The organism is Streptomyces sp. NPDC088812 (assembly GCF_044750285.1).
In the GTDB taxonomy this organism is placed as follows: Bacteria; Actinomycetota; Actinomycetes; order Streptomycetales; family Streptomycetaceae; genus Streptomyces.
The window spans coordinates 116,784-137,251 of the sequence record NZ_JBIVJP010000027.1; the positions used below are offsets into that span (position 1 = coordinate 116,784).

The 20,468-nt window shown below is 72.6% G+C and carries 19 protein-coding genes; 8 read left to right on the top strand and 11 right to left on the bottom strand.

Translation table 11 applies throughout. From position 1 onward, the window contains the following. From ACIP67_RS36910 to ACIP67_RS36925, 4 genes are all read right to left on the bottom strand, one after another. The gene (locus tag ACIP67_RS36910) at positions 1-1,788 is read right to left on the bottom strand and encodes a glycoside hydrolase family 15 protein (RefSeq protein WP_401697808.1); all 1,788 of its coding nucleotides are present in this window, start codon (positions 1,786-1,788) and stop codon (positions 1-3) included. Between the two features lie 92 nt (positions 1,789-1,880). Further along, positions 1,881-2,687 (bottom strand): SURF1 family protein, encoded by an 807-nt coding sequence (locus ACIP67_RS36915; protein ID WP_401697810.1) that lies wholly within the window; start codon positions 2,685-2,687, stop codon positions 1,881-1,883. A gap of 48 nt (positions 2,688-2,735) precedes the next feature. Next, entirely contained in the window at positions 2,736-2,969 is a 234-nt protein-coding gene (locus ACIP67_RS36920; protein WP_130437465.1) for a hypothetical protein, read from the bottom strand. A gap of 291 nt (positions 2,970-3,260) precedes the next feature. Then, a complete protein-coding gene (locus ACIP67_RS36925; protein ID WP_401697812.1) occupies positions 3,261-4,259 on the bottom strand; it encodes a DEDDh family exonuclease in 999 nt (332 codons plus the stop codon). 219 nt (positions 4,260-4,478) lie between these two features. Here ACIP67_RS36925 and ACIP67_RS36930 point away from each other — a divergent pair, with 219 nt between their 5' ends. After that, positions 4,479-5,201 carry a VIT family protein gene (locus ACIP67_RS36930; protein ID WP_401697813.1) on the top strand — a complete coding sequence of 241 codons (723 nt, stop codon included), beginning with the start codon at positions 4,479-4,481 and terminating at the stop codon, positions 5,199-5,201. Between the two features lie 84 nt (positions 5,202-5,285). On the opposite strand, the gene ACIP67_RS36935 is transcribed toward ACIP67_RS36930, so the two are convergent. Continuing rightward, positions 5,286-6,986, bottom strand: a complete 1,701-nt coding sequence (locus ACIP67_RS36935; protein WP_401697815.1) for a CoA transferase — start codon at positions 6,984-6,986, stop codon at positions 5,286-5,288. 202 nt (positions 6,987-7,188) lie between these two features. Beyond that, positions 7,189-8,718 carry a S8 family serine peptidase gene (locus tag ACIP67_RS36940; RefSeq protein WP_401697817.1) on the bottom strand — a complete coding sequence of 510 codons (1,530 nt, stop codon included), beginning with the start codon at positions 8,716-8,718 and terminating at the stop codon, positions 7,189-7,191. A 318-nt stretch (positions 8,719-9,036) separates the two neighbouring features. Here ACIP67_RS36940 and ACIP67_RS36945 point away from each other — a divergent pair, with 318 nt between their 5' ends. From ACIP67_RS36945 to moaA, 3 genes are all read left to right on the top strand, one after another. Further along, positions 9,037-9,393, top strand: coding sequence for a DUF485 domain-containing protein (locus tag ACIP67_RS36945; protein ID WP_401697818.1), 357 nt, complete (start codon positions 9,037-9,039; stop codon positions 9,391-9,393). Further along, positions 9,390-11,015: a cation acetate symporter gene (locus tag ACIP67_RS36950; RefSeq protein WP_389524696.1), complete on the top strand. Its 1,626-nt coding sequence runs from the start codon at positions 9,390-9,392 to the stop codon at positions 11,013-11,015. Before ACIP67_RS36945 ends, ACIP67_RS36950 begins: the two co-directional genes overlap by 4 nt. A 167-nt stretch (positions 11,016-11,182) precedes the next feature. Beyond that, the gene (gene moaA / locus ACIP67_RS36955; RefSeq protein WP_401697819.1) at positions 11,183-12,172 is read left to right on the top strand and encodes a GTP 3',8-cyclase MoaA; all 990 of its coding nucleotides are present in this window, start codon (positions 11,183-11,185) and stop codon (positions 12,170-12,172) included. Between the two features lie 78 nt (positions 12,173-12,250). Here the strand turns inward: moaA and ACIP67_RS36960 are convergent, their stop codons facing one another. Together ACIP67_RS36960 and ACIP67_RS36965 are read right to left on the bottom strand one after the other, a co-directional pair. Beyond that, entirely contained in the window at positions 12,251-12,487 is a 237-nt protein-coding gene (locus tag ACIP67_RS36960) for a hypothetical protein (protein ID WP_401697820.1), read from the bottom strand. 187 nt (positions 12,488-12,674) lie between these two features. Then, positions 12,675-13,094, bottom strand: coding sequence for a DUF3099 domain-containing protein (locus ACIP67_RS36965; protein WP_401697821.1), 420 nt, complete (start codon positions 13,092-13,094; stop codon positions 12,675-12,677). A 201-nt stretch (positions 13,095-13,295) separates the two neighbouring features. On the opposite strand from ACIP67_RS36965, the gene ACIP67_RS36970 reads away from it, so the two are divergent. Next, positions 13,296-13,577 carry a GlsB/YeaQ/YmgE family stress response membrane protein gene (locus ACIP67_RS36970; RefSeq protein WP_401697822.1) on the top strand — a complete coding sequence of 94 codons (282 nt, stop codon included), beginning with the start codon at positions 13,296-13,298 and terminating at the stop codon, positions 13,575-13,577. A gap of 120 nt (positions 13,578-13,697) precedes the next feature. Here the strand turns inward: ACIP67_RS36970 and tyrS are convergent, their stop codons facing one another. The 3 genes from tyrS to ACIP67_RS36985 are packed head-to-tail and all read right to left on the bottom strand — an operon-like array spanning position 13,698 to position 17,950. Next, positions 13,698-14,969, bottom strand: coding sequence for a tyrosine--tRNA ligase (gene tyrS / locus ACIP67_RS36975; RefSeq protein ID WP_401697824.1), 1,272 nt, complete (start codon positions 14,967-14,969; stop codon positions 13,698-13,700). Between the two features lie 57 nt (positions 14,970-15,026). Continuing rightward, complete coding sequence (locus ACIP67_RS36980; RefSeq protein WP_401697826.1) at positions 15,027-16,430, bottom strand: metallopeptidase TldD-related protein; 1,404 nt, start codon at positions 16,428-16,430, stop codon at positions 15,027-15,029. After that, positions 16,427-17,950 (bottom strand): TldD/PmbA family protein, encoded by a 1,524-nt coding sequence (locus ACIP67_RS36985; RefSeq protein ID WP_401697828.1) that lies wholly within the window; start codon positions 17,948-17,950, stop codon positions 16,427-16,429. Before ACIP67_RS36985 ends, ACIP67_RS36980 begins: the two co-directional genes overlap by 4 nt. Before the next feature lie 464 nt (positions 17,951-18,414). On the opposite strand from ACIP67_RS36985, the gene fabG reads away from it, so the two are divergent. The 3 genes from fabG to ACIP67_RS37000 all read left to right on the top strand — a co-directional run bounded on the left by fabG (position 18,415) and on the right by ACIP67_RS37000 (position 20,451). After that, entirely contained in the window at positions 18,415-19,134 is a 720-nt protein-coding gene (fabG, locus tag ACIP67_RS36990) for a 3-oxoacyl-[acyl-carrier-protein] reductase (RefSeq protein WP_389524715.1), read from the top strand. A gap of 5 nt (positions 19,135-19,139) precedes the next feature. Then, positions 19,140-19,907 carry an enoyl-ACP reductase FabI gene (fabI, locus tag ACIP67_RS36995; RefSeq protein WP_392046020.1) on the top strand — a complete coding sequence of 256 codons (768 nt, stop codon included), beginning with the start codon at positions 19,140-19,142 and terminating at the stop codon, positions 19,905-19,907. Between the two features lie 163 nt (positions 19,908-20,070). Beyond that, positions 20,071-20,451, top strand: a complete 381-nt coding sequence (locus tag ACIP67_RS37000; protein ID WP_401697829.1) for a hypothetical protein — start codon at positions 20,071-20,073, stop codon at positions 20,449-20,451. Positions 20,452-20,468: the final 17 nt, after the last annotated feature.

Consider the following 20,468-nt stretch of genomic DNA (forward strand, 5'->3'; position numbering starts at 1 on the left):
CTATCCTGCCTCCTCGCCGCCGAACAGGGTGAGGGCGGTGTTGACCAGGCCGATGTGGCTGAACGCCTGGGGGTAGTTGCCGAGGTGGCGGCCGCTCACCGGGTCGTACTCCTCGGCCAGCAGCCCCACGTCGTTGGCCAGACCCACCAGCCGCTCGAACAGCTCGCGGGCCTCCCGCGTACGGCCCGTCAGGTGCAGCGCGTCGGCGAGCCAGAACGAGCACGCCAGGAAGGTGCCCTCGTCGCCGGGGAGGCCGTCGACCGTGGTGCCGTCGGTGCTGTAGCGGCGGACCAGGCCGCCGTGGCCGAGCTCCGCGCGGACCGCGTCGACGGTGCCGACCACGCGCGGGTCGTCGGGCGGCAGGAAGCCGACCCGGGGGATCAGCAGCAGCGAGGCGTCCAGCTCGCGCGAGCCGTAGGACTGGGTGAAGGTGTTCCGCTCGGCGTCGTAGCCCTTAGCGCACACCTCGCGGTGCACCTCGTCGCGCAACGCCCGCCAGCCCTCCAGGTCGCCCTTCAGCTCGGGGTGGCGTTCCAGCGCGGTCACGGCCCGGTCGGCGGCCACCCACACCATCACCTTGGAGTGCACGAACTGACGGCGGCCGCCCCGCACCTCCCACAGCCCCTCGTCCGGCTGCCGCCAGTGCTCGCTCAGCCAGGTCATCAGCGAACACTGCAACGACCATATGTGCGGTTTGGGCGACATGCCCGCGGCGCGGGCGAGGGACAGGGAGTCCATGACCTCGCCGTAGACGTCCAGTTGCAGCTGGTTCACGGCTCCGTTGCCGATGCGCACGGGCCGGGAGTCCAGGTACCCGGACAGCCAGGGCAGTTCGCACTCGGGCAGCCGGCGCTCGCCGCCCAGCCCGTACATGATCTGCAGGTCCGCCGGGTCGCCCGCGACGGCGCGCAGCAGCCAGTCGCGCCAGGCCTCGGCCTCCTCCTGGTACCCGGCCGCCAGCAGCGCGCCGAGGGTGAGGGTGGAGTCGCGCAGCCAGCAGTAGCGGTAGTCCCAGTTGCGCAGCCCGCCGATCTCCTCCGGCAGGGAGGTGGTGAGCGCGGCGACGATACCGCCCGTCGGTACGTAGGTGAGGGCCTTCAGCGTGATGAGGGAGCGCACGACGGCGTCCCGGTGCGGTCCGTCGTAGCGGCAGCGGGCCGACCACGCCTGCCAGTCCTCGACGCTGGACCGCAGCGCCTCGTACGGGTCGACGAGCGGCGGCCGTGCGTGGTGCGAGGCGTGCCAGGTCAGTACGAACGCCACCGACTCGCCCTCGGCGACGGTGAACTCCGCGTGCGTGCCGAAGTCCTCGCCCCATGTGCGCACGGCGGGTTCGCTGCGGAACCAGACCGCGTCCGGTCCGGCGACCGCCACCCGGTGGCCGTCGACCCGGCGCATCCAGGGGACGACCCAGCCGTAGTCGAAGCGCAGCCGCAGCGTGGAGCGGACGGTGACCCGGCCGCGCAGGCCCTGCACGACGCGTACGACGTCGGGGGCGCGGTCACGCTGCGGCATCAGGTCGGTGACGCGGACCGCCCCCTCGTCCGTCTCCCACTCGGTGTCCAGGACGAGGGTGTCGGGGCGGTAGGCGCGCCGTGTGCAGGGCCCGTCGACGCCCTTGGGCGCGATGCGCCAGTGGCCGTTGCGCTCGTCGCCGAGGAGGCGGGCGAAACAGGCGCCGGAGTCGAAGCGGGGCAGGCACAGCCAGTCGATGGAGCCGTCCGTGCCGATCAGCGCGGCGGTCTGTTCGTCGCCGATCACGGCGTAGTCCTCGATACGGGGGTGCACGGGGTGCGGGTTCCCGGCTCGCCCCGGGGGCAATCAGGGGAGCGGCCGGGGGAGTGACACGCGGTCCGGACCGGCCGTGCCGCCGGCCCCGGCTACACCGGCCCCGGCTGCACCGTCGCCGGTTCCGTCCGGTCGGTCTCCTGACGGGCCGCCTGGGTCCGGTCCCGTCGCTCCCGGCGGACCAGGACCACCCAGCCGACGGGCACGCCCGCGGAGAACAGCCACCACTGGATGGCGTAGGCGTAGTTCAGTGCGGCGTCCTCGTTGCCGGGCTTGCCGATCAGTTCCGGGGTGTCGCCCCGGGGCTCGGGCGCGGTCTGCACGACGTAGCCGCCGAGCACCCGGGCACCGAGGCGCTCCGCCTCCTGCTCACTGTTGATCAGCATGACCTGCCGGTCCGGCAGCCCGTCGAGGTTCTTGATGCCGCTCGCCTCGGTCGTCTCGTCGGGCATCAGCCGCCCGGTGACGGTGATCGTGCCGGTGGGGGGTGCCGGAACCTTCGGGAACTCGGTCTGGCTCGCGCCGTCGGCGGGGATCCAGCCGCGGTTGACCAGCAGCACCGTGCCGTCCGTCAGGACGAACGGGGTCAGGACGTGGAAGCCGACCTCCTCGTCCGCGTTGACGCGCCGCCGGACCACGACCTCCCGCTCGGGGTCGAAGCGGCCCTCGGCCGTCACGGTGCGGTACCGCTCGCCGGTGGTGACGGTGTGCCCCGGGGCGGTCAGCCTCTCCACGGGCACCGGGTCGGCGGTGAGCGCGTCGGAGACCAGCTGGTTGCGGGCGGTGCGCTCCTCGTAGCGGTGCATCTGCCAGAAGCCCAGCCTGATCATCGTGGGGATGAGGAGGAGGGCGACCAGCGTGAGGATCACCCACTGCCGGGACAACAGGAAGCGGTACACCCCACGACCGTACCTCCCGGGCCGTGGGGTGCCTCGGGCAGGGGGCGCTCAGACGCGGTCGACGATGCCCACCTTCCCCTCCGCCCGCGCGCAGTGCGCACCGCAGTACCAGTGGCCCTCGACGTCGACACCCTGACCGATGATCTGAACACGACAGTGCTCACAGATGGGGGCCATGCGGTGGATCGCGCAGGAGAAGCAGTCGAAGACGTGCACCGCGCCCTGCGCGTGCACCTCGAAGGTCATGCCGTAGTTGTTTCCGCAGACTTCACAGGTCGCCATGGGCCACAGGGTGAGCGGTCGCGGTGGCGCGGGCGAGCGGGCGGCGGGCGAGTCGTACGGCAATCACCCGTACGTACGGGTCGCGGCGAGGCGGTCGGCGGCCCCGCCCGTCCGGCGTGCGGGGGGCACCCGTCCGCAGGGGACACCCGCCTGTAAGGGACACCCGTCCGGCAGGGCGTCGCCCGTCCGCGGGGGGGCATCCGTCCGTGGTGCCCCGTCCGCGGGCGTCATCCGTCCGCGGGCGTCACCCGTCCGTGGTGTTTCCGTCCGTGGTGCCCCCGTCCGCTGCGGTCATCCTTCCGCGGGCTCGACGTCCCGCAGCAGTTGCCCGAAGGCGGCCTCGTCGACCACCGGCGTCCCGAACTGGCGCGCCTTGACCACCTTCGACGTGCCCGAGTCGGGGTCGTTGGTGACCAGCAGGCTGGTCAGCCGTGACAGGCTCGTCGCCACGTGCAGCCCCGCCTCCGCCGCACGGTCCTCCAGCAGCTCGCGGTCGACGGACGTGTCGCCCGAGAACGCCACCCGCATGCCCTGCTTCAGCCTTCTGCCCTCTTCGTACCGGCCGGGGTTGGGGTAGGGGCATACCGGGCGTTTCCGGGACGGACGCCAACTCGTCGGCCGATAGCTGCCGTAACCGCCCGAACCTCCCGGCTGCTGTCCGATCCGGGGCGCGGGCCGGTCCTGCCACTCCGTCAGCGGGCGGCACTCGTGCAGCGGCAGCCGTACGCCGCCCGCCGCCGCGGCCCGCAGGCTCGGCCGGAACGCCTCCGCCAGCACGCGCGCGTCGTCGAGCGCGTGGTGCGCCCGCCGCTGGACCACGCCGAAGTGGGCCGCCAGCGACTCCAGCTTGTGGTTGGGCAGCGGCAGGCCCAGCTCCTTCGAGAGGGCGATGGTGCACAGCCGCTGCTTCACCGGGGCCTCGCGCTCCGCGCGCGCGTACTCCCGCGCGATCATCTGCCAGTCGAAGACCGCGTTGTGCGCCACGAGCACCCGGCCCGCGAGCCGGGCCGCGAACTCCTCGGCGACGTCCCGGAACACGGGCGCCCCGGCCAGGGCGTCGCTCGTCAGACCGTGGATCCACACCGGGCCGGGATCGCGCTCCGGGTCGACCAGCGTGTACCAGTGGTCCTCGACCTCACCGCGCGCGTCCAGCCGGTAGACGGCGGCGGAGATGATCCGGTCGTCGCGGGCCAGGCCGGTGGTCTCCACGTCAACGACCGCGTACCCCTGGGGATACGCGGCCGGCCACTCCGTGGCGGAGGGCGCTGTGGTCGTGCGGTCTTCGAGCATGGTCCCTGAGGATACGGGCCACCACTGACACCCCGCGCACGTGTCCCCGCCCGGCCCCGCGTACCGCCACACGCGCGTGCGGGACGAAGCCGGACGGAAGGTGCCCGCGGCGCACGGCAGTTCGGCCTGCCCACCCGGACGGGGTGTCACACCCCGTCCCGCGCGCGCGTGGAGCGTCGGTACGGTGCGGGCGGTGCCTGGGGTGCGATCCTCCGACCTGTGACGGAACCCACGCCGGAACCTCCCGCGGGCAAGGCCCACGACAGCACGCTCGGATCCCGCCTCAACTGGCTGCGCGCCGCCGTCCTCGGCGCCAACGACGGCATCGTCTCCACCGCCGGTCTCGTCGTCGGCGTGGCCGGTGCGACGGGCGACCGCTCGACCCTGCTCACGGCCGGCCTGGCCGGACTGCTGGCCGGGTCGATGTCCATGGCGGCGGGGGAGTACGTCTCGGTGTCGACGCAGCGGGACTCCGAGGAGGCGGCCCTCGCCCAGGAGAAACGGGAGCTGCGCGAACAGCCGGAGGCGGAGCTGGAGGAGCTGACCGTGCTGCTGGAGGAGCGGGGCCTGAGCCGGCAGGTGGCCCGGGAGGCGGCCGTCCAGTTGACCCGACGGGACGCGCTGAGGGCCCACGCGCGCGTGGAGCTCGGGATCGATCCCGACGACCTCACCGACCCCTGGCACGCGGCGTGGGCCAGCTTCCTCGCCTTCACGGTCGGCGCCCTGCTGCCGCTGCTGGCGATCGTGCTGCCGCCGCCGGACCGGCGGCTGCCGGTGACGGTGGTCTCGGTGCTGCTCGCCCTCGCCTGCACGGGATGGACCAGCGCCCGGCTGGGCGCGGCGCAACCGCGGCGCGCGGTGGTGAGGAACGTCGGCGGCGGGGCCCTGGCGATGGGGGTGACGCACGCGGCCGGGATCCTGCTGGGGGCGGCGGGGGCGTGAGGCCGGGGCGGCGGGGCACCGCTCCCGCCCGCCGCCGGGCAGGCTCACCCGCCCCTGGCGCGACGGCGCCGCCGGGCCGGCCGCTCACCCCGCCCAGCGTGCCGGATCAGCCCCCCAGGGCCCCGGCGGCCCGGCCCAGTCGACCGGCCCGCCGTCGAAGGACACCGGCGGGAGCGCGTACCGCAGCCGCCCGAGCCGACTGTCGGCCTCGGCGAGCCAGCCAGCGGACCCGCTGTGCGCGGTCTCGGCGGACCGAGGGGAGGGTTCGTCGTGCGGGGTCTCGGGGAGTCGGGGTGTGGGTTCGTCGTGGCTGCTCTCGCGGGGTCCGGGTGCGACTTCGTCGTGGCCGACGTCGGCCCCTTCGCCGCCCGCCGGGGCGGCGTTGACCCCGCCTCCGCCCGCCGAGTCGGCGCCGCCTCTGCCTCCGCCTGCCGAGTCGGCGCCGCCTCTGCCTCCGCCTGCCGAGTCGGCGCCGCCTCTGCCTCCGCCCGCCGAGCCGGCGCCGCCCCTGCTCCGGCCCGCCGAGGCGGCGTCAGCCCCTTCGCCGCCCCCGCCCGCCGACGCGACACCGACCTCCACCCCGCCCGGCCGTACCCCCTCCGTCAGCCAAGCCGCCGTCCGGGCCAGTGCCAGCCGCAGCACCCGGCCGCCGCCCTGCGCCGACCGGTCGGTCAGCGCGCGCAGGACCGCCGCCGCCAGGAGGTACCCCGTGCCGTGGTCGAGCGCCTGGGCGGGCAGTGCGCCGGGCCGCCCGGCCGTCCCCTCGACGGCGGCGATGCCCGTCGCGGCCTGGACGAGGCTGTCGAAGCCACGCCGCCCGCCCCACGGCCCGTACGCCCCCCACGCCGACAACTGCGCGACGACCAGCCCGGGCCGGCGCTCGGCCAGCGCCTCGGGCGAGAGGCCGAACCGGTCCAGGGCCGCGGGCCGGTACCCCGTGACGACGACGTCCGCCGTGGCGAGCAGTTCCTCGAACGTCCGCCGGTCGACGCCGAGATCCAGGGCCGCCGACCGTTTCCCGAACCCCGTGTCGGCGTGCTGGTCGGGGAGCTCGGGCAGGTGGGGTGCGTCGACGCGCAGGACGTCCGCGCCCAGCAGCGCGAGGGTGCGGGTGGCGACCGGACCGGCGATGACCCGGGTCAGGTCCAGCACGCGCAGCCCGGCGGCCGGCAGCAGGGGAGTGCCGTCGAGGGGCGGCAGCGCACGCGCGGGCGCGGTGTCCAGGGCCGCGCTCTCGACGAGCGGCCGACGGGCGATCTCCGCCGCCTGCGGGTGCGCGGCCCACTCCGCGGGCGTGCGCAGCGCCACGGCCAGGCCCGAGGCGGCGGTCACCGTCTCCTCCACCTCCAGGGCGGAGCGCCCGGTGAGGGCCGCCTCGACGGAGGCCGGACCCGCATCGCCGGGCAGGTCCAGGGCCCGCAGCAATCGCTCACGGTGGTGCGGGTAGTTGGCGTGCGTGCGCACCCAGCCGTCGGCCGTCCGCCAGAACCGCGACAGCGGCGCGAAGGAGACGGGCGCCCGCCCGTCGACCAGCAGATGGCGCTCGCTGACGAACGCGGTGGCCACCGCCCCGTCGTCCACCCGCACCCGCGGCACCTCGGTGAGCCCGGCCCGTACCGCCGCGAGCTCGGCTCCGGCGAGCGCGCACGCGCCGACGCAGGCCCGCGCCAGTTCCCGTACCGGAAGCCGGGAGGGGAGGACGCCCTCCCGCGGAAGGGCCGTCACGCGCGCGAGGAGGGCGGGGCGGCCGCCCAGGTCCGCCCAGGCGGACGCGATATCCATCATGACCGCACCCTACGCATCACCGGCCGGAACCGGCCGGAACATGCATCACCGGCCGGAACATGCATCACCGGCCGGATCGCCACAGGCCCAGGCACCTCTCTCGGCCACCCGCCCACCTGCGCACCCGCCCGTCCGGACCCGGGCAGGGCGGGGGCCGGACGGGACACCCCGCCCGGCCCCGGGAAGAGGCCCGGGCCTCCGGCTACTTCACGGCGCGCAACGCGTTCACGACGCCGAAGCCGAAGAATCCGTTGAACCGCGTGCCGCCCGCGCACGTGGCGTCCACCACGCCGTCACCGTTGCCGTCGTACGGCTCGGCCGGGCACCCGGGGTTGTCCGCCTGCGCCTTGAGCAGCGCCTGCAGCGTCGCCGGGGACGCGGACGGGTACGTCGACTTCAGCAGCGCCGCCACCCCGGCGACGTGCGGGGACGCCATCGAGGTGCCCTGGAGGAAGCCGTACGCGTCGTTCGGCATCGTCGACAGGATGCGGCCGTTGGCCGACGGGGTGTCCGGGACCTGGTACCGGTCGCCGCCCGGAGCCGCCACGTCGACGACGCCCAGGCCGTAGCTGGAGTAGTACGACTTGGTGCCCTTGACGCCCGTCGCGCTCACCGTGACCACGCCCGGCAGCTGGGTCGGCACGTCGAGGCAGGTGTGCGGGTCGACCGTCCGCGTCACCGGCGTGGAGTCGTCCGGGCTGCTGGAGTCGACGACCTCGTCGGCGTCCAGGTCGTGGTTGGAGTTGCCCGCGGAGGCGACGTTGAGCGTGCCCTTCTTCTGGGCGTACAGCTGCGCCCTGTTGACCGCGTCGACGATGGCCCTCTGGTCGGGGTCGTCCAGGCAGTTGTACAGCCACGGGTCCACGTAGTAGCTGTTGTTCGTGATCTCGACGCCGTGGTCGGCGGCGAACACGAAGGCGCAGACGACGTTCTCCGGGTAGAAGAGGCCGTCCACGGGGTCGCTCACCTTGATGCTGGCGACCTTCACCCCGGGCGCCACACCGGCCACGCCGATGCCGTTGCGGGCCGCCGCGATCTCACCGGCGACGTGCGTGCCGTGGTAGTCGTCAGCGGTGTACGGGCGCCAGGCGCCCTCGGAGGTGTCCGCGACGCCGCCGACGCAGTTGGCCGACTGGGACGCGGAGAAGTTCGGGGCGAGATCCGGGTGGGTGTCGTCGACGCCGGTGTCGATCACGGCGACCGTCACGTCCCTGCTGCCCGGGTCGATCTCGGCGGCCTTGTCGGCGCCGATCGCACGCAGGTCCCACTGGTCGGCCTCGAGGGGCTCGCTCTCGCCCGCCGCCGCCGACGCGCTCGCGGTCCTCGCCGCGTCCGCCTCCGACAGCAGCTGCGCCGCGCCCTCGTCGGTGGTCCCCGCCGGGCTCAGCGGCGCCGTACGGGTCGCACCCGCCGACTCCACCCCGCGCACCGCGCGTATCGTCGCGCCGAAGCCGGGGTCCGCCGAGTGCGCGACGAGCACGCCGATCCGGTCGTAGGCCGCGGTGACGGTGCCGCCGGCCGCGGTGATCGCCTCCTTCACCGACCCGATCGTGCGGTGGTCCACCCTCGTGTTGACGACGTACGCCAGGGTGCCGGCGTCGGCCGCCTCCGTGGCGGAGGCCGTGACCGGGGCCGCCGCGGCCGCCGTCGGCAGGAAGCCGAGCGAGGCGGTCAGCGAGAGCACGACGGGCACCGCGAGGGCGAGACGGCGTCTGGACGGCAGATGAGCCATGGGGTCTCCACATCATCCGGGAACAGGACCGCCCGGGACACAGGTCGTGTCTGGGCAGGTACATGACGCATGGTGCTGGGGCGAAGCTATCTTCCTGACTCGCCGGCCAGCAATGACCCACGGCCACGACTTCTCCGGGAGCCTCCCCGCGGCCCCGGCCGACATCCCGGGACGGCCTCCGGAACAACCCCCCGACGACTTCCGAAACAACCCGATCGAGTTGAACCGTGGCTTGCGCGCCGCCGTGACCTTGGGCAGGGAGCCCGAGGACGATCGAGCCCCCCGGTACACCCGCCGTCCGTAACGCGAGGAGACTCCGTGGCCACCGATGCACCGCCCCCCTCGAAAACCCAAGCCCGACTCCCCTCCACCGAGGAGTTCGTCGCGGTGCAGGAGAGCGCGGAGTTCGGTGAACTGCGCCGCTCCCACCGCAGCTTCGCCTTCCCGCTGACCGTGGCCTTCATCGCCTGGTACCTGCTGTACGTCCTGCTGTCCAACTACGCGGGCGGCTTCATGGGCACCAAGCTGTTCGGCAACGTCAACGTCGCCCTCGTCCTCGGCCTGGCCCAGTTCATCACCACGTTCCTCATCGCCTGGTGGTACTCGCGGCACGCCGCCGCGAAGCTCGACCCCCAGGCCGAGGCCATCAAGTCCCGGATGGAGGGCGGCGCATGAGCCCCGCACAGCACACCTTCCTCGCCGCCAACGAGGCCAGCGAACACCGGCCGCTGATCATCACGCTGTTCGCCCTCTTCGTCGTCGCGACCCTCGTCATCACCGTCTGGGCGGGCCGCCAGACCAAGGACGCCGCCGACTTCTACGCGGGCGGCCGCCAGTTCAGCGCCTTCCAGAACGGCCTCGCGGTCTCCGGCGACTACATGTCGGCCGCGTCGTTCCTCGGCATCGCCGGCGCCATCGCCCTCTTCGGCTACGACGGCTTCCTCTACTCGATCGGCTTCCTCGTCGCCTGGCTGGTGGCCCTGCTCCTGGTGGCCGAGCCGCTCAGGAACTCCGGCCGGTACACCATGGGCGACGTGCTGGCGTACCGCATGCGCCAGCGCCCGGTCCGTACGGCGGCCGGCACCTCCACGATCGTCGTCTCGATCTTCTACCTGCTGGCCCAGATGGCGGGCGCCGGCGTCCTCGTCTCCCTGCTGCTCGGCATCACCTCCGACGCCGGCAAGATCCTCATCGTCGCCCTCGTCGGCGTCCTGATGATCGTGTACGTCTCCATCGGCGGCATGAAGGGCACCACCTGGGTCCAGATGGTCAAGGCCGTGCTGCTCATCGGCGGCACCCTCCTGATCACCTTCCTGGTGCTGCTGAAGTTCGACTTCAACATCTCCGACCTGCTCGGCAAGGCCGCCGAGAACAGCGGCAAGGGCGCCGCCTTCCTGGAGCCCGGCCTCCAGTACGGCGCGACCGGCACCTCCAAGCTGGACTTCATCTCCCTGGGCATCGCCCTGGTGCTCGGCACGGCCGGCCTGCCGCACATCCTGATCCGCTTCTACACGGTCCCCAACGCCAAGGCTGCCCGGAAGTCGGTGAACTGGGCGATCGGCATCATCGGCGGCTTCTATCTGATGACCATCGCGCTCGGCTTCGGCGCCGCCGCCCTGATCTCCCAGGACGAGATCATCGCCTCCAACCCGTCCGGCAACACGGCCGCCCCCCTGCTCGCCCTCCACCTGGGCGGCGTGGACTCCACCTGGGGCGCGATCCTGCTCGCCACCATCTCGGCGGTGGCCTTCGCGACGATCCTCGCGGTGGTCGCCGGCCTGACCCTCGCCTCGTCGTCGTCCTTCGCCCACGACATCTACGCCAACGTCATCCGCAAGGGGAACGCGACGGAGAAGGAGGAGATGAAGGCGGCCCGCTGGGCGACCCTCTTCATCGGCATCGTCTCCATCGGCCTGGGCGCCCTCGCCCGCGACCTCAACGTGGCCGGCCTGGTCGCTCTCGCCTTCGCGGTCGCCGCCTCCGCCAACCTGCCGACCATCCTCTACAGCCTGTTCTGGAAGCGGTTCACCACCCAGGGCGCCCTCTGGTCGATCTACGGCGGCCTGATCGTCGCCGTCGGCCTGGTGCTGTTCTCGCCGGTCGTCTCCGGTGACCCCAAGGCGATGTTCCCCGACGTCGACTTCGCCTGGTTCCCGCTGAAGAACCCCGGCATCATCTCCATCCCGTTCGGCTTCCTGATGGGCTGGCTCGGCACCGTCCTGTCCAAGGAGGAACCCGACGCCGGCAAGTACGCGGAGCTGGAGGTACGGTCCCTGACCGGCACCGGCGCCCACTGACCCGCCCCCCGCAGCGGCCGCGTCGCAGGGCACCTGGAGGTCCCTACGACGCGGCCGCGTCTTATGTCGTGGGATCGGCGGCTGACCTTGTCGGTCCGGTCACGTAGGCTCGCAGACGACGGACCACACACGATCCGCTCCGAGCGCTACGAGGGAAGGGGGCCCACGTGCTCATCGACACCTACGGCCGGGTGGCCACCGACCTGCGGGTCTCGCTGACCGACCGGTGCAACCTGCGCTGCACGTACTGCATGCCCGAGGAGGGACTGCAGTGGCTGGCCAAGCCGGACCTGCTCACGGACGACGAGATCGTCCGCCTGATCGACATCGCCGTCACCACCCTCGGCATCGAAGAGGTCCGCTTCACCGGTGGTGAGCCCCTGCTGCGCCCCGGCCTCGTCGGCATCGTGGAGCGGGTCGCCGCCCTCACCCCGCGCCCCCAGATGTCGCTGACGACCAACGGCATCGGCCTGAGGCGCACGGCGACCGCCCTGAAGGCGGCCGGCCTGGACCGGGTCAACGTCTCCCTCGACACCCTCCGGCCCGACGTCTTCAAGACCCTCACCCGCCGCGACCGCCACAAGGACGTCCTCGAGGGACTCGCCGCCGCCCGCGAGGCCGAGCTGACCCCGGTGAAGGTCAACTCCGTCCTGATGCCGGGGCTGAACGACGACGAGGCCCCCGACCTGCTGGCCTGGGCCGTCGCCCACGACTACGAACTGCGCTTCATCGAGCAGATGCCCCTCGACGCCCAGCACGGCTGGAAGCGCGACGGCATGGTCACGGCGGGCGACATCCTCGCCTCGCTCCGGACCCGCTTCGACCTCACCGCCGAGGGCGAGTCCGCGCGCGGCTCGGCCCCGGCCGAACGCTGGCTGGTCGACGGCGGCCCCCACCGCGTCGGCGTCATCGCCTCCGTCACCCGCCCGTTCTGCGCGGCCTGCGACCGCACCCGCCTCACCGCCGACGGCCAGGTCCGCACCTGTCTCTTCGCCCGCGAGGAGACCGACCTCCGGGCCGCCCTGCGCTCCGGCGCACCCGACGAGGAGATAGCCCGCATCTGGCGCCTGGCGATGTGGGGCAAGAAGGCGGGCGCGGGCCTGGACGACCCGTCGTTCGTCCAGCCGGACCGCCCGATGTCCGCGATCGGCGGTTAGCCGAGCACACCTCGGAAGCCACGCCTCAGGAGCCCTGGGTCCCCGGGCACCCTCAGGAGCCCTGGGCCTCCGGCACCTTCAGGAGCCCTGGGCCCCGCCGGTCTCCTCGGGCGCCCGCCACTCCTCGAACCTCACCACGTCCTTGAGGAACCCCCGCACCCCGAGGAACTGCGACAGGTGCTCCCGGTGCTCCTCGCAGGCCAGCCAGGTCTTGCGCCGCTCCGGCGTGTGCAGCTTCGGGTTGTTCCAGGCGAGGACCCACACGGCGTCGGCACGACAGCCCTTGGCGGAGCAGATGGGGGTCTCTTCACTCACTGGTTCGTCCCACAGGTGCGGTGAACAAGGCGACGCCGAGCAGCCACGGGGGGAGCTGCCCGGCGTCGGTCCGTCGCTCCGACGGGGGATGCGGAGCGCGTACGCAGTATGTCACGGGTGACCGGCCGCACGGCACCGGAACAACATGATTGATCTGAGCTTTTCTTGAGCTTGGTCCACAGCCGGCTCAAGGCGTGGCGCGTGGCCGCCGCTCCGTCGGACCGCCCTCCGCGGGCTCCCGGGCGGATTCCGCGGACGGCTCCTCTTTTGGCCCGGACACCCCGGAACCGCCCTCCGCGCGCGGCGGCGTCAGCATCGGCCGTTCCGGCGCGGTCACGAACGTCGACGGCAGCCCCGGCGCGTTCTCCCGGCCGGCGTTGGCGATCACCACCGCGACGTACGGCAGGACTCCACCCAGGATCAGCGCCACCACGGCCACATGCCGTTCCACGTTCCACAGCACCGCCGCCAGGATCACCGACAGGGTGCGGATCGTCATCGAGATCACGTACCGTCGCTGCCGGCCCCGCACGTCCTCCTGGAGCCCCTGACGGGCCCCGGTGATCCGGAACACCTGGACGTTGCCGGCGCCACTCCGCTTCCGCATCACATTCCACCATCCGACCGCATCGAACTCTCCCCGGCACCCACGGTACGCCCGGCCCCGGCCGCCTTCGAGGCCGGGGCGCTCCCCGCCCGGGCGGACTTTCTGCGCCGTACCACGTACGGCCGTGTCCGACATGCGCCGTACGGCGTACGAACCCAGACTGGGGGCAATGCTCACGTCGAGCCGTACGAGGAGGCAGCCATGGGCTGGTTGTGGGCGATCATCGTGGGATTCGTACTGGGCCTGATCGCCAAGGCGGTCATCCCGGGCAAACAGCACAGCCCGCTCTGGCTGACCACCATCTTCGGCATCCTGGGCGCCGTCGTGGGCAACGCCGTCGCGCGGGGCTTCGGAGTCGACGAGACTCCCGGCATCGACTGGAGCCGCCACATCTTCCAGCTGATCGCCGCGATCATCATCGTGGCCTTCGGCGACATGCTGTACATGGCGACGCTGGGCAAACGCAAGCACCGCACCACCTGAGACGGGAGCGACACCCCGAGCCGTCCGAGGCGGGAGCCGTACGAAGGGACGCGCCCCCCGGAACACAAGCTCCGAGGGGCGCGGGGGCGGGCCGGGCGGCGATGGGCGCCGGCGAACCGGTCAGGCGGCCCCGGTGACCTCCACGGCGGCCAGGTTCTTCTTGCCCCGACGCAGCACCAGCCACCGCCCGTGCAGCAGGTCCTCGGCGGCGGGCACGGCGTCCTCCGCGGTGACCTTGACGTTGTTCACGTAGGCGCCGCCCTCCTTCACGGTCCGCCGCGCGGCGGACTTGCTCGCCACCAGGCCGACCTCGGCGAACAGGTCCACGACCGGTCCCAGCTCGGTGACCCGCACGTGCGGCACCTCGGAGAGGGCCGCCGCCAGCGTCCGGTCGTCCAGCTCCGCCAGGTCGCCCTGACCGAAGAGCGCCCTGGACGCGGCGATCACGGCGGCCGTCTGGTCGGCGCCGTGCACCAGCGTCGTCAGCTCCTCCGCCAGCGTGCGCTGCGCGGTCCGGGCCTGCGGCCGCTCCTCCGTCTGCTGCTCCAGTTCCTCCAGCTCCGCACGGGAGCGGAAGGACAGGATGCGCATGTACCGCGAGATGTCCCGGTCGTCCACGTTCAGCCAGAACTGGTAGAACGCGTACGGCGTCGTCATCTCCGGGTCCAGCCAGACGGCGCCGCCCTCGGTCTTGCCGAACTTGGTGCCGTCCGCCTTGGTCATCAGCGGCGTGGCCAGCGCGTGCACGGAGGCGTCCGGCTCCAGCCGGTGGATCAGGTCCAGGCCGGCCGTGAGGTTGCCCCACTGGTCGCTGCCGCCCTGCTGGAGCGTGCAGCCGTGGCGCCGGTAGAGCTGGAGGAAGTCCATGCCCTGGAGCAGCTGGTAGCTGAACTCGGTGTAGCTGATGCCCTGGTCGGACTCCAGGCGGCGGGCCACGGAGTCCTTCGTCAGCATCTTGTTGACGCGGAAGTGCTTGCCGATGTCGCGCAGGAACTCGATCGCGGACAGTCCGGCCGTCCAGTCGAGGTTGTTGACCATCACGGCCGCGTTCTCGCCCTCGAAGGAGAGGAACGGCTCGATCTGGCCGCGCAGCCGGTCGACCCAGCCGGCGACCGTCCCCGGGTCGTTCAGCGTGCGCTCCGCCGTCGGGCGCGGGTCGCCGATCAGGCCGGTCGCCCCGCCGACCAGGGCCAGCGGCCGGTGCCCGGCCTGCTGGAGCCGGCGCACGGTGAGCACCTGCACCAGGTGCCCGACGTGCAGGGACGGCGCGGTCGGGTCGAAGCCGCAATAGAACGTGACGGGACCGTCCGCGAGCGCCTTGCGCAAAGCGTCCTCGTCGGTGGACAGGGCGAACAGCCCGCGCCACTTCAGCTCGTCGACGATGTCCGTCACGGTTCTCGTGTCTCCTCGGTGATCCTCGGGCAGCCGGGACGACTACCGGCTACGAGGTTATACGCCCTGGCTGACAGAGCTCATATTGAAATCCGGCACCCGCAGCGGCGGCATCGCGGCCCGGGTGAACCAGTCGCTCCACTCCCTGGGCAGCGTCTTCTCCGTGCGCCCGGCCTCGGCCGCCCGGCCCAGCAGATCGACCGGCGACTCGTTGAAGCGGAAGTTGTTCACCTCGCCCACGACCTCGCCGTCCTCGACGAGGTACACGCCGTCCCGGGTCAGGCCGGTCAGCAGCAGCGTCGCCGGGTCGACCTCGCGGATGTACCACAGGCAGGTCAGCAGCAGCCCGCGCGCGGTGCCCGCGACCATCTCCTCCAGGGAACGGTCGTCCCCGCCGTCCAGGATCAGGTTGTCGCCCGCGGGCGCCACCGGCAGCCCGGTCAGGCCCGCGCTGTGCCGGCTGGTCGTGAGGTGCCTCACCTCGCCCCCGCCGATCCACTCGGTCGCCCGGATCGGCAGCCCGTTGTCGAACACCGACTGGTCGCCGCCGGAGGAGTGCGCGACGACGAACGGCGCCGACTCCAGCCCCGGCTCGTGCGGGTCGCTGCGCAGCGACAGCGGCAGCTCGGTCAGCTTCTCGCCGAGGCGGGTGCCCCCACCCGGCCGGGAGAACACCGTCCGTCCCTCGGCCGCGTCCCGGCCCGACGCCGACCACAGCTGGTAGATCATCAGGTCCGCCACGGCGGTCGGCGGCAGCAGCGTCTCGTACCGCCCGGCGGGCAGCTCGATCCGCCGCCGGGCCCAGCCCAGGCGTACGGCGAGCTCGGCGTCGAGCGCCGCCGGGTCGACGTCCTTGAAGTCCCGGGTCGACCGGCCCGCCCACGCCGACCGCGTACGGTCCGGCGACTTCGCGTTCAGCTCCAGCGTCCCGTTCGGCTGGTCGTGCCGCAGCCGCAGCCCGGTCGACGTGCCCAGGTACGTCGACACCATCTCGTGGTTGGCGAACCCGTACAGCTCGCGCCCGCCCGCCCGCGCGCGGGCGAACGCCTCGCCCAGCGCCGGCGCGAAGTCGGCGAACACCGCGGACGAGGTCTCGGCGGGCGCCTCCGTGAACTCGGGGGACCGCGCCGCACCCGTGACCAGCGGCTGCGCGTCCTCGGCGGGCCCGGCGCCACGCGCGGCGGCCTCGGCGGCCCGCACCAGCGGCTCCAGCTCGTCCGGGGTGACCGCCGCCCGCGAGACGACCCCGGAGGCGGTGCCCTCCCTGCCGTCCACCGTCGCGATCACCGTGAGCGTGCGCGAGCGCGTCACCCCGTTGGTGGTGAGGGCGTTGCCCGCCCAGCGCAGGTTGGCGGTCGACTGCTCGTCGGCGATCACCACACAGCCGTCGGCCCGCGACAGCTCCAGGGCCCGCTCCACGATCTCGTGCGGCTGGTCCGCCTTGCTGGTGCGCGTGCTCATCGGCCGGCCTCCTGCGTGGTGTTCAGAATGTTGACGCCCTTGAACAGGGCCGACGGGCAGCCGTGCGAGACGGACGCGACCTGCCCCGGCTGGGCCTTGCCGCAGTTGAAGGCACCCCCGAGCACGTACGTCTGCGGACCGCCGACCGCGGCCATGGACCCCCAGAAGTCGGTGGTCGTCGCCTGGTAGGCCACGTCCCGCACCTGCCCGGTGATCCGCCCGTTCTCGATGCGGAAGAAGCGCTGCCCGGTGAACTGGAAGTTGTACCGCTGCATGTCGATCGACCAGGACCGGTCGCCGACGACGTAGATGCCGCGGTCGACGCCCCCGATGAGGTCCTCCGTGGACATGCCGGCGGGGTCCGGCCGCAGCGACACGTTCGCCATGCGCTGCACCGGGACATGGCCGGGGGAGTCGGCGTACGCGCACCCGTTGGAGCGGTCGAAGCCGGTGAGCTTCGCGATCCGCCGGTCCAGCTGGTAGCCGGCGAGGGTGCCGTCCTTCACCAGGTCCCAGGACTGCGCCCGCACCCCTTCGTCGTCGTAGCCGATCGTGGCGAGGCCGTGCTCGGCGGTGCGGTCGCCGGTGACGTTCATCAGCTCCGAGCCGTACCTGAGCTTGCCGAGCTGGTCGAACGTGGCGAAGGAGGTGCCGGCGTAGGCGGCCTCGTAGCCGAGGGCCCGGTCCAGCTCGGTGGCGTGCCCGATGGACTCGTGGATGGTCAGCCACAGGTTCGACGGGTCCACGACCAGGTCGTACAGCCCCGGCTGGACGCTCGGCGCCCGCATCTTCTCCGCGAGCAGCTCCGGGATCCGCTCCAGTTCCTCGTCCCAGTCCCAGCCGGTGCCCGTGAGGTACTCCCAGCCGCGCCCGACCGGCGGGGCGAGCGTCCGCATCGACTCGAACTCGCCGCTCGACTCGTCCACCGACACCGCCGTCAGCGACGGATGCAGCCGCACCCGCTGCTGCGTGGTCACCGTGCCCGCCGTGTCCGCGTAGAACTTGTTCTCGTGGACGGTGAGCAGCGAGGTGTCGACGTGGTCGACGCCGTTGCCCGCGAGCAGCCGTGTGCTCCACTCCGCGAGCAGCGCCGCCTTCTCCTCGTCGGGCACGCCGAAGGGGTCGATCTCGTACGACGACACCCACGTCTTCTCCGCGTGCACCGGCTCGTCGGCCAGCTCCACCCGCTCCTGCGACCCGGCCGCCTCGATCACCCGGGCGGACAGCCTGGCCATGGCCACCGCCTGCGAGGCGACCTTGGCCGCCGCGTCCATCGTCAGGTCCACGCCCGACGCGAACCCCCACGTGCCGCCGTGCACCACGCGCACCGCGTACCCGAGGTCCGTGGTGTCGGACGACCCGGCGGGCCGCGCGTCCCTCAGCCGCCAGGACGCGCTGCGCACCCGCTCGAACCGGAAGTCCGCGTGCTCCGCCCCCAGCGCACGCGCGCGTGCGAGCGCGGCGTCGGCGAGGGCGCGTAGGGGTAGCGCGAGAAAGGTCGGATCGATGCCGTGGGCCACAGGAGGCTCTCCCCTATCGAAGTGTTCTCAAGGTGTTCTCTGCGCGTGCTCTGTGGAAGGGACAGGCCGCAGTCAAGCACGTCACATTCGATCATGCCGTGTCCACCGTGTTTCACGAGGCGACCGAGGGGAGTTGGGGAACGGCGGTCGGCACGTGGCCCGGTCCTCGGGCGTGGTCCGGGCGTGGTCCGGCCGTGGGAGGGCAGGCTGCGCCGCCACCCGGCGGCCGGTGCGCGGACGGTGGCCCGGACACCCCGCCCGAGCCCGGCCTCCTCGTGGGCCACGCCCGGTGCCGGCTGCCGCCCGGCGCCGGGCGAAACTGTAGGGACCCGACAGCCAGCCCCCTGCGCCACTGTCGGTGCCCCCTTCTCCGCCACCGCGACCGGACCGATAGGTTCGGGGGAAGCCGCCTGTCACCCAGCGTCCGGGCGGTCGTGTCAGACCCCTAGGGAAAGGGTGATCCGTTGAGCCGCTCGGTTCTCGTCACCGGAGGAAACCGGGGCATCGGCCTCGCCATCGCCCGCGCGTTCGCCGACGCCGGCGACAAGGTCGCGATCACGTACCGTTCGGGTGAGCCGCCGGCCGCCCTGACGGAACTGGGCTGCCTCGCCGTCAAGTGCGACATCACCGATGCCGAGCAGGTGGAGCAGGCCTACAAGGAGATCGAGGCCGTGCACGGTCCGGTCGAGGTCCTGATCGCCAACGCCGGCATCACCAAGGACCAGCTCCTGATGCGCATGTCCGAGGAGGACTTCACCTCGGTCGTCGACACCAACCTGACCGGCACCTTCCGGGTCGTCAAGCGCGCCAACCGCGGCATGCTGCGCGCCAAGAAGGGCCGCGTCGTGCTGATCTCCTCGGTCGTCGGGCTCCTCGGCTCCGCGGGTCAGGCCAACTACGCCGCCTCCAAGGCCGCCCTGGTCGGCTTCGCGCGATCCCTCGCCCGTGAGCTGGGCTCGCGCAACATCACCTTCAACGTCGTCGCGCCCGGTTTCGTCGACACCGACATGACCAAGGTGCTCACCGACGAGCAGCGCGCGGGCATCGTCTCGCAGGTCCCGCTCGGCCGGTACGCGCAGCCGGAGGAGATCGCCGCGACGGTGCGGTTCCTCGCCTCGGACGACGCCTCGTACATCACTGGAGCCGTCATCCCCGTTGACGGCGGACTGGGAATGGGTCACTGATCACCATGAGCGGAATTCTCGAGGGCAAGCGCGTCCTGATCTCCGGTGTGCTGATGGAGTCCTCCATCGCCTTCCACGCGGCCAAGCTGGCTCAGGAGCAGGGTGCCGAGATCATCCTGACCGCGTTCCCGCGGCCCACGCTGACCGAGCGCATCGCCAAGAAGCTGCCGAAGCCCACCAAGGTCATCGAGCTCGACGTCACCAACGACGAGCACCTCGGCCGCCTGGCCGACATCGTCGGCGAGGAGCTGGGCGGCCTCGACGGCGTCGTCCACTCCATCGGCTTCGCGCCGCAGGACGCCCTCGGCGGCAACTTCCTCAACACGCCGTTCGAGTCGGTCGCCACGGCCATGCACGTCTCGGCGTACTCCCTGAAGTCGCTCACCATGGCCTGCCTGCCGCTGATGCAGAACGGCGGCTCGGTCGTCGGCCTCACCTTCGACGCGCAGTACGCCTGGCCGCAGTACGACTGGATGGGCCCGGCCAAGGCCGCCCTGGAGGCGACCAGCCGCTACATCGCGCGTGACCTGGGCAAGCAGAACATCCGCTGCAACCTCATCTCCGCGGGCCCGCTCGGCTCGATGGCTGCCAAGTCCATCCCGGGCTTCAGTGACCTGGCCGCGGTGTGGGACACCCGCTCCCCGCTGGAGTGGGACCTCAAGGACCCGGAGCCGGCCGGGCGCGGCATCGTCGCCCTGCTCAGCGACTGGTTCCCCAAGACCACGGGCGAGATCATCCACGTGGACGGCGGTCTGCACGCCATCGGCGCCTGACCCCCGGCCGAAGCACCGACGCCCCGTCCCCCGCGGCACGCCGGGGGCGGGGCGTCACCCGTCCGGCGTACTCGACCGGGCGGGGAGGGGGCGTCACCAGCCATGATGAGGTGTGCGCTCCGCACGCGCTTCCCTCCCCAGCACGGCCGAGGAGGTCCCCCTTGTGCGTCTGTCCCGCAGCGTGGCCCCAGTGACCGTTGCCGTCTTCGTCGTCCTTTTCCTGCCGTACCACGCCCTGCCCCACGCGCGTGGGGAGGCATCGCCCGCGCAGGCGCCGCGCGCGCGGGCACCGAAGCCCGCCACCCCGCCGGAACCGTTCGGCGCGGAGTGCCGCGTCACGGTCCGCGGCTCCCGCGTCGTCGCGTACTGCCACAACCCCTACGCCGAGGTCGACCGCGTCCGCCTGCACATCGAGTGCGCCCGCTGGTGGGACCTGGACACCGACGGAGCCCCCGCCGACGCCGGACCCGCCATGACCGTACGGCTGACCGGCCGGTGCTGGAAGGAGGTCGGCGCGGCCTGGGTCAGCCACCGCAGGCCGTGAGTCCGACGGCCTGGGTC